This window comes from Aneurinibacillus sp. Ricciae_BoGa-3 (assembly GCF_028421645.1).
GTDB lineage: Bacteria > Bacillota > Bacilli > Aneurinibacillales > Aneurinibacillaceae > Aneurinibacillus_B.
In genome coordinates this window covers 228,628-241,984 of the sequence record NZ_CP116887.1, presented here as the reverse complement: position 1 = coordinate 241,984, position 13,357 = coordinate 228,628, and the positions used below count along the sequence as shown (strand labels likewise).

At 49.0% G+C, this 13,357-nt stretch carries 6 protein-coding genes, 14 tRNA genes and 3 rRNA genes; 2 read left to right on the top strand and 21 right to left on the bottom strand.

What is annotated here, in order from left to right:
* Positions 1–11 precede the first annotated feature (11 nt).
* The 20 genes from PP175_RS01265 to PP175_RS01170 all read right to left on the bottom strand — a co-directional run bounded on the left by PP175_RS01265 (position 12) and on the right by PP175_RS01170 (position 10,467).
* Positions 12–1,169 carry a homogentisate 1,2-dioxygenase gene (locus tag PP175_RS01265; protein ID WP_272441097.1) on the bottom strand — a complete coding sequence of 386 codons (1,158 nt, stop codon included), beginning with the start codon at positions 1,167–1,169 and terminating at the stop codon, positions 12–14.
* A 42-nt stretch (positions 1,170–1,211) separates the two neighbouring features.
* Positions 1,212–2,159: a fumarylacetoacetate hydrolase family protein gene (locus PP175_RS01260; RefSeq protein WP_272441096.1), complete on the bottom strand. Its 948-nt coding sequence runs from the start codon at positions 2,157–2,159 to the stop codon at positions 1,212–1,214.
* A 2-nt stretch (positions 2,160–2,161) separates the two neighbouring features.
* The gene (gene hppD, locus PP175_RS01255; RefSeq protein WP_272441095.1) at positions 2,162–3,283 is read right to left on the bottom strand and encodes a 4-hydroxyphenylpyruvate dioxygenase; all 1,122 of its coding nucleotides are present in this window, start codon (positions 3,281–3,283) and stop codon (positions 2,162–2,164) included.
* Positions 3,284–3,588: 305 nt separating this feature from the next.
* Positions 3,589–3,665: transfer RNA gene (locus PP175_RS01250), tRNA-Ile, on the bottom strand.
* Positions 3,666–3,740: 75 nt separating this feature from the next.
* A tRNA-Gly gene (locus PP175_RS01245) sits at positions 3,741–3,814 on the bottom strand.
* 7 nt (positions 3,815–3,821) lie between these two features.
* Positions 3,822–3,898, bottom strand: a tRNA-Pro gene (locus PP175_RS01240).
* Positions 3,899–3,927: 29 nt separating this feature from the next.
* Positions 3,928–4,004 (bottom strand) — tRNA-Arg (locus PP175_RS01235).
* Positions 4,005–4,054: 50 nt separating this feature from the next.
* A tRNA-Leu gene (locus PP175_RS01230) sits at positions 4,055–4,143 on the bottom strand.
* Positions 4,144–4,189: 46 nt separating this feature from the next.
* Positions 4,190–4,265, bottom strand: a tRNA-Gly gene (locus tag PP175_RS01225).
* A 191-nt stretch (positions 4,266–4,456) separates the two neighbouring features.
* Positions 4,457–4,532, bottom strand: a tRNA-Lys gene (locus tag PP175_RS01220).
* Positions 4,533–4,655: 123 nt separating this feature from the next.
* A tRNA-Thr gene (locus PP175_RS01215) sits at positions 4,656–4,731 on the bottom strand.
* Between the two features lie 18 nt (positions 4,732–4,749).
* Positions 4,750–4,825, bottom strand: a tRNA-Val gene (locus PP175_RS01210).
* A 3-nt stretch (positions 4,826–4,828) separates the two neighbouring features.
* Positions 4,829–4,905: transfer RNA gene (locus PP175_RS01205), tRNA-Glu, on the bottom strand.
* Between the two features lie 15 nt (positions 4,906–4,920).
* A tRNA-Ser gene (locus PP175_RS01200) sits at positions 4,921–5,009 on the bottom strand.
* Positions 5,010–5,091: 82 nt separating this feature from the next.
* Positions 5,092–5,177: transfer RNA gene (locus PP175_RS01195), tRNA-Leu, on the bottom strand.
* Positions 5,178–5,197: 20 nt separating this feature from the next.
* Positions 5,198–5,273, bottom strand: a tRNA-Ile gene (locus PP175_RS01190).
* 76 nt (positions 5,274–5,349) lie between these two features.
* Positions 5,350–8,288, bottom strand: a 23S ribosomal RNA gene (locus PP175_RS01185).
* Between the two features lie 378 nt (positions 8,289–8,666).
* Positions 8,667–8,783, bottom strand: a 5S ribosomal RNA gene (gene rrf, locus PP175_RS01180).
* Between the two features lie 2 nt (positions 8,784–8,785).
* A tRNA-Ala gene (locus PP175_RS01175) sits at positions 8,786–8,861 on the bottom strand.
* A 71-nt stretch (positions 8,862–8,932) separates the two neighbouring features.
* Positions 8,933–10,467 (bottom strand): 16S ribosomal RNA (locus tag PP175_RS01170).
* Together the 16S, 23S and 5S rRNA genes with 14 tRNA genes alongside form the textbook arrangement of a ribosomal RNA operon.
* Before the next feature lie 395 nt (positions 10,468–10,862).
* Between PP175_RS01170 and PP175_RS01165 the strand changes: the two genes are divergently transcribed.
* Complete coding sequence (locus PP175_RS01165) at positions 10,863–11,096, top strand: glutaredoxin family protein (RefSeq protein ID WP_272441094.1); 234 nt, start codon at positions 10,863–10,865, stop codon at positions 11,094–11,096.
* 69 nt (positions 11,097–11,165) lie between these two features.
* Here the strand turns inward: PP175_RS01165 and phoU are convergent, their stop codons facing one another.
* On the bottom strand, positions 11,166–11,825 hold the full coding sequence (gene phoU / locus PP175_RS01160) for a phosphate signaling complex protein PhoU (RefSeq protein WP_272441093.1): 660 nt from the start codon (positions 11,823–11,825) through the stop codon (positions 11,166–11,168).
* A 262-nt stretch (positions 11,826–12,087) separates the two neighbouring features.
* Between phoU and ftsW the strand changes: the two genes are divergently transcribed.
* A complete protein-coding gene (gene ftsW, locus PP175_RS01155) occupies positions 12,088–13,272 on the top strand; it encodes a putative lipid II flippase FtsW (protein WP_272441092.1) in 1,185 nt (394 codons plus the stop codon).
* Positions 13,273–13,357 lie beyond the last annotated feature (85 nt).

Sequence of the window (13,357 nt, the reverse complement as noted above, 5' to 3'; positions counted from 1 at the left end):
ACGACGGGCTGTCAGCCATACCAGCTGTTCATATAAGCCGGGTCTTCCCATTCAAGCGCCTGCTTTACGACTAACAGAGGCCGGAATGTATCAATCATCACGGCAAGTTCGGCTGTTTCTTTCTGACCGATGCTTTCCTCCACCTTTCCCGGATGAGGACCATGCGGCAGCCCGCTCGGATGTAACGTAAAGGATCCTTCCTTAATCCCTTTCCTGCTCATAAATTCCCCATCGACATAGTAAAGAACCTCATCGCTATCTACGTTGCTGTGCGTGTAGGGGGCAGGAATGGCCTGGGGGTGGTAGTCAAACATTCTAGGGACAAATGAGCACAGCACATAGTTGTGCCCCTCGAAAGTTTGGTGAACAGGCGGTGGCTGATGGACCCTGCCAGTAATGGGTTCAAAATCATAGATGCTAAAAGCATACGGATACAGATATCCGTCCCATCCTACAGCATCTAACGGGTGGTGATCAAAGCGGTAAGCCGTAAGCATGCCATGGGCACGGACTCTTACCTCAAAATCACCTTTTTCTAAGTGAGGTTCTAACTTCTCAGGCGGCCTAATATCCCGCTCGCAATACGGAGAATGTTCAAGGAGCTGGCCGTGTTCATTTCGATAACGCCTGGGCGTGGTGATGGCAGACCTGGATTCGACCACGAGAAAACGCGCGTCGGGTGTTTGCAGCATAACCCGGTAGGTGGTGCCGATTGGAAGGACAATATAATCACCTGGCCTAAAAGATAGCTCGCCAAATACACTCTCAATTTTCCCGGAGCCTTCATGGACAAACAAGAGCTCATCGCACTCGCCATTCCGGTAAAAATAATTCATTTCTTTATTGATTGGACGGGCGATGCCGATCGCTATGTCTTCGTTAGCCAGCAGAATTTTTCTGGCTTCGAGAAAATCTCCGCCTGCAGGGCAGTTCTCAGTTAAGAAATGGCGATGCTTCAGTGGTCCCCTGTCTTCAAACTCATACTGAATATCCTTTATTTTCGTGACGCTTTTCACCCGGGTTGGGGGTGTATGGTGATAAAGCAGAGAATGTATGCCTGAGAAGCCTTTTGTACCCATTACTTGTTCGTAATAAAGCGACCCATCCGTTTTTCTGAACTGTGTATGTCGTTTGTTCGGAATATCCCCCATCTTAACGTAGAACGGCACGTATCTCCCCTCCCTTGCTGGTCAGTAGAATCCTTTTATTCGTTAAACAATTCGGGCAGCAAGCACACCTAACTTGTCGACTTCCAATTCAACGAAATCACCCTTCTGCAGCCAAGCGTGCGTCTCCTCACCCAGTTCAAGAATACATCCCGACCCCACTGTGCCTGAACCGATAACATCACCCGGGTACAGCGTGCATGAATCCGATGCTCTTTCAATAAGCTGGGCAAATGAATAATAGATGGTATTTAAATTCCCTAGGGAGAGCTGCTTCCCGTTTATTCTGGCTTTCATTTCCAGTTCGTAATGCTCCCCCTTACGCACCGCTTCCAGTTCATCTCTGGTGACAAGATATGGACCCATCGATGTAGCGAAATCCTTCGCTTTTGCCGGGCCAAGCCCCACTTTCACCTCTTCCCGCTGTACATCCCGCGCACTCCAATCGTTAATGATAAAAAAACCTTCGATATAATCCAGCGCATGCCTGCGCGCGATATCTCTGCCTTCCTTTCCTATTACGCAGCCGATTTCAAGTTCATAATCCAGTTGATTCGTATAAGCCGGTTTTTCTACGGGTTCCAGGTGCCCTTTTAAAGCCTGTGTATTGGAAAAATAAAAAACAGGAAAATTGTACCATTGTGGAATCATGCCAAGGCCCCTGTTGGACCTGGCTGTTTTTACGTGTTCTTCAAACGCGTAGAAGTCGCGAAAGCCCGGCGGCTGCTGAACAGGCGCACGCAGAGTGGTCTGATCAAGGGATATAGACTTTAGCATGGGAACTGGCCCCTGTACCGCAAAGTCATACAGCCACCGCTTATGATTCTCTTTCAGACATAAAAAATCAAGCAGGGTTACGGGAGGGGCCACCTCTTCCCCTCTCATTTCACACAGGTGGCAATATGTTTGTTCCAAGTCATATACTTGGCCGGCGTGGAGCCAGCCACCGCGAATGGCGCGTTTCTGTGGGTGATAATAACTTACAAGTTTCATTATTAAATATTACCCCGCCGTTCCTGTTCGCGTTCTATCGATTCAAATAAGGCTTTGAAGTTGCCATCGCCAAAACCAAGCGCGCCTTTCCGCTGGATAATCTCAATAAATAGAGTGGGCCGGTCAACAATTGGTTTGGTAAAAATCTGAAGCAGGTATCCCTCATCATCCCGATCCACAAGGATATTTAATTCTTGTAGCTTTTTCAAATCTTCATCTATTGTTCCGACCCGGTTAGCCAGATCCTCGTAATACGTATCAGACGTATAAAGGAATTCCACCCCGTTGTCCTTCAGCGCGGTAACCGTCGAAATAATATCATTCGTGAGCAGCGCGATATGCTGTACACCTGGTCCATTATAGAAGTCCAGGTATTCCTGAATTTGTGACTTTCTCTTTCCTTGCGCCGGTTCATTTATCGGAAACTTAATGCGGCCGGTTCCGTTCATCATAACCTTGGACATGAGTGCAGAATACTCGGTTGAGATATCCTCATCATCAAAATGCTTAAGAATTTTAAAGCCAAACACCTGAGAATAATAGTTGACCCATTCCTCCATCCGCTCTACATTACCTACAATATGGTCGATCCCAACAAGTCCTGTAGATACCGACGAAATCCGGAAGTCGGAGGCCTGATATCCTGGGAGGAATGCACCTTTATAATTCTGGGTTTCGATGAGCGTATGAACGGTGTCGCCATACGTACCGACAACTGCCTTTTTCAAATATCCATGTTCATCGCTCTCTGTCGATGGTTCCCGAACCGCAATCGCTCCCCGCTCTATAACAGACTGATACTCTTCTTCTACATTTGAAACCTTTAAGGCAATATCCTTTGCTCCTTCTCCGTGCTTTTTGATGAATTCGGCTACAGTTGTACTCTCGCTTAATGAACCTGTCACAATAAGCCGAATCTTCCCCTGTTCCAACACATAAGAAACTAAATCGCGAGAACCGGTTTCCAATCCCTTGTAGGCTTTGATTTGGAAACCATAAGCCTTTGCAAAAAAATAAGCGGTTTGTTTGGCATTGCCTACATATAGTTCAATATGGTGAATTTCCTGCACGGGGAAAATATCCTCGCCCGCAAAATTTTTCACGTTGAAGAGCTCTTTTTCCATTCTAACTCCTCCTTCAACTGATAAATAAACATGGTTACTCATACTATTCAGAATTAATTCTTCAAGTTTACTATATTCGTTGTTTTTATTTCTTGCAAACGCTTATACTAACGCGTTTTTTCGCTGCTCCATTAAAGGTTAAATGAATGAAGGAAGCTGGAATAAAGAAATTAGCAACCTGGTGGACGCGAAGGCACAGGTCTATACATCGTAAGCTGCTTATGTTGAGAGGGAAGCAGAGCTTTCCGATCCAATAAAAAAACACCCTGTTCAACTAAGAACAGCGTGCTTATTTAACGTATGTATGGTGGGCCTAGGCTGACTCGAACAGCCGACCTCACGCTTATCAGGCGTGCGCTCTAACCAACTGAGCTATAGGCCCCTAATTTTTTAACGGGCCCCGCAAAAGTATTAGGAAGTAGCTACGAAGCATCTACTTCACTTTTGTGGGTAGTAGTGGAGCGGGTGATGGGAATCGAACCCACGTATTCAGCTTGGGAAGCTGATGTTCTACCATTGAACTACACCCGCATCGAAATGGTCGGGAAGACAGGATTTGAACCTGCGACCCCCTGGTCCCAAACCAGGTGCTCTACCAAGCTGAGCCACTTCCCGAAATTACAAACTGATTTAATACATAGATATGGCGTGCCCGGAGAGACTCGAACTCCCAACCTTCTGATTCGTAGTCAGACACTCTATCCGATTGAGCTACGGGCACATAAGGATAAAAACAAAAAAAAGAAGATATTCTTCTTTTATAAAGTAACATGGTGCCGAGGACCGGAATCGAACCGGTACGGTAGTCACCTACCGCAGGATTTTAAGTCCTGTGCGTCTGCCAGTTCCGCCACCCCGGCACATTAGTACACCTTGTACGGTACTACTGATTTCATTCTTTACACATGGAGCGGACAACGAGACTCGAACTCGCGACCCCGACCTTGGCAAGGTCGTGCTCTACCAACTGAGCTATGTCCGCACAATATTAGAATCATTCTTATCACTTTTGATTAAAGTGGTGAGCCATACTGGACTCCGATGCACAGGATGTACGAGGTTCTGCGTTGCAATAGGACGTTGCGCTTTTAGCAGAACTTCCTCTCTGGTGAGAGTCCTGTTCGATTTATTACGAAGTCTGCAGATGATCATTCTTATCACTTTTGATTAAAGTGGTGAGCCATACTGGACTCGAACCAGTGACACCCTGATTAAAAGTCAGGTGCTCTACCAACTGAGCTAATGGCTCATTTATGAAGATAACTCGACGTAGTTAAAACGTTAAAATCAACATTAATGGTGCACCCTAACGGGTACTACTGATTTCATTCCAGCGAAGATGTCAATGCGACATAGTTGGAATGAATATAAATGGTGCCGGCGAAAGGACTTGAACCCTCAACCCCCTGATTACAAGTCAGGTGCTCTACCAGTTGAGCTACACCGGCAACATATTAGTTAAAGAATGGTGGAGGATGACGGGATCGAACCGCCGACCCTCTGCTTGTAAGGCAGATGCTCTCCCAGCTGAGCTAATCCTCCAAATGGTGACCCGTAGGGGATTCGAACCCCTGAATGCATGCGTGAAAGGCATGTGAGTTAAGCCGCTTCTCCAACGGGCCAATGATAAGTTTTTATGGCGGAGGGAGCAGGATTCGAACCCGCGTGGGCTTGCACCCTAACGGTTTTCAAGACCGCCCCGTTATGACCACTTCGGTATCCCTCCACATCAATGGTGTACCCTGTCGGGTACTACTGATTTCATTCCTGTACTAAAGATTATTCGATGTAGTAGGAATGAATAATAATGGTGCGGTCGGCGAGACTCGAACTCGCACGATCAAAGATCACTACCCCCTCAAGATAGCGTGTCTGCCAATTCCACCACGACCGCAAAATATTAAGTTAGTTAAATGGTGGGCCCTGCAGGACTCGAACCTACGACCAATCGGTTATGAGCCGACCGCTCTACCAACTGAGCTAAGGGCCCTCAAAAAAATTCAGAAATGATTTGCACTTTGAAAACTGAACTGGAAGAAACAATGCGTTAGGAATTCCTTAAAAATTGGGTTAAGCCCTCGACCGATTAGTATTCGTCAGCTCCATGCGTTGCCGCACTTCTACCCCGAACCTATCTACCTCATCATCTATAAGGGGTCTTACCAGCTTATGCTGTGGGAAATCTCATCTTGAGGGGGGCTTCACGCTTAGATGCTTTCAGCGCTTATCCCGGCCGCACATAGCTACCCAGCGATGCTCCTGGCGGAACAACTGGTGCACCAGCGGTGCGTCCATCCCGGTCCTCTCGTACTAAGGACAGCTCCTCTCAAATTTCCTGCGCCCACGACAGATAGGGACCGAACTGTCTCACGACGTTCTGAACCCAGCTCGCGTACCGCTTTAATGGGCGAACAGCCCAACCCTTGGGACCTACTTCAGCCCCAGGATGCGATGAGCCGACATCGAGGTGCCAAACCTCCCCGTCGATGTGGACTCTTGGGGGAGATAAGCCTGTTATCCCCAGGGTAGCTTTTATCCGTTGAGCGATGGCCCTTCCATGCGGAACCACCGGATCACTAAGCCCGACTTTCGTCCCTGCTCGACTTGTAGGTCTCGCAGTCAAGCTCCCTTGTGCCTTTACACTCTGCGAATGATTTCCAACCATTCTGAGGGAACCTTTGGGCGCCTCCGTTACACTTTAGGAGGCGACCGCCCCAGTCAAACTGCCCACCTGACACGGTCCTCCATCCCGATAAGGGATGCGAGTGAGAAGGCCGGCATAATCAGGGTGGTATCCCAAGGATGCCTCCACCGAACCTGGCGGTCCGGGTTCAAAGGCTCCCACCTATCCTGTACAAATCATACCAGCATTCAATATCAAGCTGCAGTAAAGCTCCATGGGGTCTTTCCGTCTTGTCGCGGGTAACCTGCATCTTCACAGGTAGTATGATTTCACCGAGTCTCTTGCCGAGACAGTGCCCAAGTCGTTACGCCTTTCGTGCGGGTCGGAACTTACCCGACAAGGAATTTCGCTACCTTAGGACCGTTATAGTTACGGCCGCCGTTTACTGGGGCTTCGGTTCACAGCTTCGCGCTTGCGCGCTAACCGCTCCCCTTAACCTTCCAGCACCGGGCAGGCGTCAGCCCCTATACTTCGCCTTGCGGCTTCGCAGAGACCTGTGTTTTTGCTAAACAGTCGCTTGGGCCTTTTCACTGCGGCCCCCTCACGCTTATCACGCTAGCGGGGCACCCCTTCTCCCGAAGTTACGGGGTCATTTTGCCGAGTTCCTTAGCAAGAGTTTTCTCGCGCGCCTTAGGATTCTCTCCTCGCCTACCTGTGTCGGTTTGCGGTACGGGTACCTTACTTCTCGCTAGAAGCTTTTCTTGGCAGTGTGAGATCAGGAACTTCGGTACTTAAATTTCCCTCGCCATCACAACCCGGCGTTACAGTGTACGGATTTGCCTATACACACGCCTCATTGCTTGGACAGACATAACCAGCAGTCTGCTTGCCTTACCCTCCTGCGTCCCTCCGTTGCTCAAACGAAGTAGAGGTAGTACAGGAATTTCCACCTGTTGTCCATCGCCTACGCCTTTCGGCCTCGGCTTAGGTCCCGACTAACCCTGAGAGGACGAGCCTTCCTCAGGAACCCTTAGGCTTTCGGCGGAAGGGATTCTCACCCTTCTTTTCGCTACTTACACCGGCATTCTCACTTCCTGCCGCTCCACCCGTCCTTTCGGTCGAGCTTCACCGCTGCAGGAACGCTCCCCTACCCCTGACACCTACGGTGTCAAGCCACAGCTTCGGTACTTCACTTAGCCCCGTTACATTTTCCGCGCAGAGTCACTCGACCAGTGAGCTATTACGCACTCTTTAAATGGTGGCTGCTTCTAAGCCAACATCCTGGTTGTCTGGGCAACTCCACATCGTTTCCCACTTAGTGAAGATTTAGGGACCTTAGCTGGTGGTCTGGGCTGTTTCCCTTTTGACTACGGATCTTAGCACTCGCAGTCTGACTCCCGGATATCTGTAGCCGGCATTCGGAGTTTGACTGAATTTGGTACCCCGCGAGGGGCCCGCATCCAATCAGTGCTCTACCTCCAGTACAGTAAATCCGAGGCTAGCCCTAAAGCTATTTCGGGGAGAACCAGCTATCTCCGAGTTCGATTGGAATTTCTCCGCTACCCACACCTCATCCCCGCACTTTTCAACGTGCGTGGGTTCGGGCCTCCAGTGCGTGTTACCGCACCTTCACCCTGGACATGGGTAGATCACACGGTTTCGGGTCTACGGCTGCGTACTCACTCGCCCTGTTCAGACTCGCTTTCGCTGCGGCTCCGGCTTCTCACCTTAACCTCGCACGCAACCGTAACTCGCCGGTTCATTCTACAAAAGGCACGCCGTCACACAGTTAATGTGCTCCGACTAGTTGTAGGCACACGGTTTCAGGTTCTCTTTCACTCCCCTCCCGGGGTGCTTTTCACCTTTCCCTCACGGTACTGGTTCACTATCGGTCGCCAGGTAGTATTTAGCCTTGGGAGATGGTCCTCCCAGCTTCCCACGAGGTTTCACGTGTCTCGCGGTACTCAGGGTACGTCTCGGAGAGACGGCCATTTCGATTACAGGGTTGTTACCTTCTGTGACGGGCCTTTCCAGGCCGCTTCATCTATGACCGTCTTTTGTAACTCCATGTGAGACGCCCTACAACCCCGGAAGGCGAACCTTCCGGTTTGGGCTTCTCCGCGTTCGCTCGCCGCTACTTACGGAATCACTATTGTTTTCTGTTCCTCAGGGTACTTAGATGTTTCAGTTCCCCTGGTCTGCCTCTACCTGCCCTATGGATTCAGGCAGGAGTACGATCCCATTACGAATCGTAGGTTTCCCCATTCGGACATCTCCGGATCAACGCTTGCTTACAGCTCCCCGGAGCATTTCGCAGTTCGCCACGTCCTTCTTCGGCTCCTGGCGCCAAGGCATCCACCGTGTGCCCTTCATAGCTTAACCTCTGGTTTCCAATCAAGCGTCCTGATCAACGTCGATCTTCTGCGTTGCGTTGTCCCTGCGCTGCTCACGTATCAAAATCATACGCTCCGCTGCTCGGTCCTGCCGCGCCTTGAATCTCTCGTTTCTCATGCCGCTTTCTTTCATGGAAATCCGGTTTCACCTAAAAGGTTATTACAATTGGATTTTCCTATTGCGCATTGTTTCTTCCATGATTCAGTTTTCAAAGTGCAAAATTGACGCCCACGGATGGGCTAACGTCTACGTTGCAACAGCGACGACCAGGACGGTCTAGCATCGTTAACGCAACAGGACGTTGCGCCTGTTAACGATGGCACGTTGCGCTTTTAGTAGACGATCCTTTTTTCGGCAAGGTTGCCGGCCTGGCAATGTCCTACTCTCCCAGGGCGTTGCCGCCCAAGTACCATCGGCGCTGAAGGACTTAACTTCTGTGTTCGGGATGGGAACAGGTGTGACCCCTTCGCCATTATTACCAGACATGGTGGAGGTAAGCGGGATCGAACCGCTGACCTCCTGCTTGCAAGGCAGGCGCTCTCCCAGCTGAGCTATACCCCCACATCTTATTTAGTTCCAGGTGTTCCTGGAAAACTGAACAGTGAAAGTGCCAGTGTGCCGATTCTCCATAGAAAGGAGGTGATCCATCCGCACCTTCCGGTACGGATACCTTGTTACGACTTCACCCCAATCATCTGCCCCACCTTCGGCGGCTGGCTCCTTACGGTTACCTCACCGACTTCGGGTGTTGCAAACTCTCGTGGTGTGACGGGCGGTGTGTACAAGACCCGGGAACGTATTCACCGCGGCATGCTGATCCGCGATTACTAGCGATTCCGGCTTCATGCAGGCGAGTTGCAGCCTGCAATCCGAACTGAGAATGGTTTTTAGGGATTGGCATACTCTCGCGAGTTAGCGGCCCGTTGTACCATCCATTGTAGCACGTGTGTAGCCCAGGACATAAGGGGCATGATGATTTGACGTCATCCCCACCTTCCTCCGTCTTGTCGACGGCAGTCTCCCTAGAGTGCCCAACTGAATGCTGGCAACTAAGGACAAGGGTTGCGCTCGTTGCGGGACTTAACCCAACATCTCACGACACGAGCTGACGACAACCATGCACCACCTGTCACCGCTGTCCCGAAGGAAGCCTCTGTCTCCAGAGGGGTCAGCGGGATGTCAAGCCCTGGTAAGGTTCTTCGCGTTGCTTCGAATTAAACCACATGCTCCACCGCTTGTGCGGGTCCCCGTCAATTCCTTTGAGTTTCAGCCTTGCGGCCGTACTCCCCAGGCGGAGTGCTTATTGCGTTAGCTGCGGCACTGAGGATTGGAGTCCCCAACACCTAGCACTCATCGTTTACGGCGTGGACTACCAGGGTATCTAATCCTGTTTGCTCCCCACGCTTTCGCGCCTCAGCGTCAGTTACAGACCAGAGAGTCGCCTTCGCCACTGGTGTTCCTCCACATCTCTACGCATTTCACCGCTACACGTGGAATTCCACTCTCCTCTTCTGCACTCAAGCCTCCCAGTTTCAGATGGCCCTCCACGGTTGAGCCGTGGGCTTTCACACCTGACTTAAGAAACCGCCTGCGCGCGCTTTACGCCCAATAATTCCGGACAACGCTTGCCCCCTACGTATTACCGCGGCTGCTGGCACGTAGTTAGCCGGGGCTTTCTCGTCAGGTACCGTCAGACCGGGAGGTCTTCCCGGCGGTTCTTCCCTGACAACAGAGCTTTACGATCCGAAAACCTTCATCGCTCACGCGGCGTTGCTCCGTCAGACTTTCGTCCATTGCGGAAGATTCCCTACTGCTGCCTCCCGTAGGAGTCTGGGCCGTGTCTCAGTCCCAGTGTGGCCGATCACCCTCTCAGGTCGGCTACGCATCGTCGCCTTGGTAGGCCACTACCCCACCAACTAGCTAATGCGCCGCGGGCCCATCTGTAAGTGTCCGAAAACTTTCCATTCAGAACCATGCGGTTCTGGATCCTATCCGGTATTAGCTTCGGTTTCCCGAAGTTATCCCAGGCTTACAGGCAGGTTGCCCACGTGTTACTCACCCGTCCGCCGCTAACTTTGAAAAGCAAGCTTCTCAAAGTCCGCTCGACTTGCATGTATTAGGCACGCCGCCAGCGTTCGTCCTGAGCCAGGATCAAACTCTCCAAAAAGGTTCGATGCTGTTCGCTCATACGAGCTGGTCTTACTTATAAAATCCAGAATTGAATTCTGGGTTAATCGCACATTGGCATTTCACTGTTCAGTTTTCAAGGAACTTTATCAGTCAGCTGTTTGTTTAGCAGCGGCTTACTTATCATATCAATTTGGCGTCTTTTTGTCAACACTTTTTTATATTCATTATGTTTAACGAATTGTTTCGGTCCGAAAAGACGTTTATTAATATACCACGCCTCTGTGCAATCAATAAATAGGCATTTGGGCCTATTTTGATGTTAGACCTAAATAAAGAACAGCCTCAGGCCACTACGCTTACCCACAATTTACAAGGATAATCATGTATACTAAACCTTAAACAATTGTTTAATCTTATGAATGGAGGTTTCCCATGCAAATCATCGTTTATTCAGCTCCCGGATGCAGTACATGCGAAATGGTAAAAAACTATTTAAAAGATCAAGGATACGATTTCGAGGTGAGAGACCTGTTGTCCAACAGGGAATATCAAAAACAGGTAGAAAGCTATGGACTAATGGGGATACCTGTGACAGTTATTAACGGGCAGGCTGTAAAGGGCTTTAACCCTGAACAAATGCATTCCCTTCTATCTGTTAACAAGTGATCCCCCGCTTGAGCCACCCCAACAAAACAGACAGGAAGCCTATGAGCTTCCTGTCTGCTGTATAACCCATTACGTATTCAGATCTGCAATGCTGCCAGTAGCGATGTAGAGGGTCCATTCTCCGATGTTTGTCGCATGGTCTCCAATTCGCTCCAGAGACTGAATTAGTTTGATAAGCTGGAGTCCCTCTTTAATATAGGACGTGTTCTTTTCCAGGCTAACCTCCAAGTAATCAAAACACTGGCTAAAGTGCCGGTCAATCTGGTCATCCATCTCATCAAGCAGGCGAGGGCTGCGCGTGTCATTGGAGTGCAAGGTTTTAATACTCACATCCATAATCTCTTTCACTTTTTTAGCCATCTCCGGTATTTGGAAAAGCGGAATACTGAAAGGCTTTGCTTCCAAACGAACGACTACCTTGGCAATCTCTACAGCAAGGTCACCGATTCTCTCCAAGTCCGTAACGATTTTCAAATAAGAACCAATCGTTCTCAGATCCGTAGCAACCGGAGCCTGTAAAGCGATAAGGCTAAGGCTCATTTTAAAGATTTTTTCAGCCAGTACATTTAACTTCTCATCCCGGACAATCACACTTTTCGCCAGATTAAGATCGCTTTCTTCAAACGCCTTCCAAGCCTGGAGAAAACCATCATTGGCTATGGAAGCCATTAGGCAAACTTCTTTTTTTAAATCGACAAGCTGCTGTTCCTGCATAGCATCATCCACCATTCTATTTAATTCCCAAGCCTCTATACGTTCAAGTTATTCATTCTGACGCGTAGCCACATTCCATTATCGTACATTAAGTTTGTTAATCTTATGTTAAATCCTTGTTAATCTCTAATGAAGTAACTGCCTGTGATGTGTTTCCTTATATGAGACATGTTATGTTACATTTGTTAAAAAAGAACTGCCATGTAAGGCGGATTATAGTAAACTGTTATATAGAATGCTGGATAAGCCGTATACAGCGCGGCACATGGAGGATTGCATGAAAACAAGAGGTAGGCCTGATTTTTTACTTCTTACGTTAACATTTATTCTTGTAGGATTCGGTCTGGTAATGGTTTACAGCGCCAGTTCAGTATATGCACTCTACGAAACGTTTACACATCATGATTCAACTTACTTTATGAAGCGGCAGATTCTGTGGGCATGTTTGGGGCTTATTGGCATGTTTGTGACGATGAACGTCCCTTACACCTTCTATAAAAAGAAATTCGGCTCCATAATGGCGATTACTTTTTTTGTTTTGTTTGCTGTTTTAATTCCGGGTATCGGATCGGTACATAAAGGTGCCCGCAGCTGGTTTGACTTTGGCCCCGTTTCCCTCCAGCCGGCTGAGTTTGCTAAAATTGCCATCGTACTCTATCTTGCCGGTATCATTGCGAAGAAAGGCGAGAAATTCCGGGAATTTAAAAAGGGATTTATTCCGCCAATGGCAGTCTCACTTGCATTTGCGGTCGTGATAGCGGTGCAGCCGGACTTCGGTTCTGCAGCTATTCTGATGCTGACTGCTGTCTCGGTCCTTTTTGCAGGGGGGGTAAACTTAAAACATTTATTCGGTTTGCTCATTCCAATAGGTGGAGCCGGCTTCCTCTATGTCTTTACTTCACCTTACAGATGGAGCCGGATCGCGAATTTTACGAATCCATGGAATGATGGATTTAACGGACTGGGGGCAGGATACCAACTGGTTCATTCATTTTTTGCGCTTGCACATGGAGGATTAACAGGTGCAGGGTTAGGCAAGAGTATAGAGAAATATCTTTACCTTCCCGAGGTTCAAACCGACTTTATCTTTTCTATCCTTTCCGAGGAACTGGGTTTTATCGGTGCATTTATCTTTATCATTGTCTATCTTTTTTTCCTCTGGCGGATCCTAACGATTACGCTGCGGGTGAAAGATGTCTTCTGTAACCTGGTGGGCATTGGCGTGGTCAGCATGACCTTTATCCAGGCTTTTATTAACATTGGCGGTGTGCTGGGTGCAATCCCGATTACTGGTGTGCCCTTGCCGTTTATCAGCTATGGCGGCTCCTCGCTCCTGCTCAACTTAATCAGTATGGGTATCGTGTTAAGTATCTCTCGCGAAACGCATAAGGAGAAGAATACAAAGTTACAGAACGCTGAGCGGAAAACCCAGTCCTCGATTCAACTGGTCAATGGAAAGTGAGAAAACATCGTGGGTGTTTCGGGACCGGAGGTCCCATTTAAAAAATCACTCTCCAATAAACAAAAAAAGGGATATAATGCTCCCA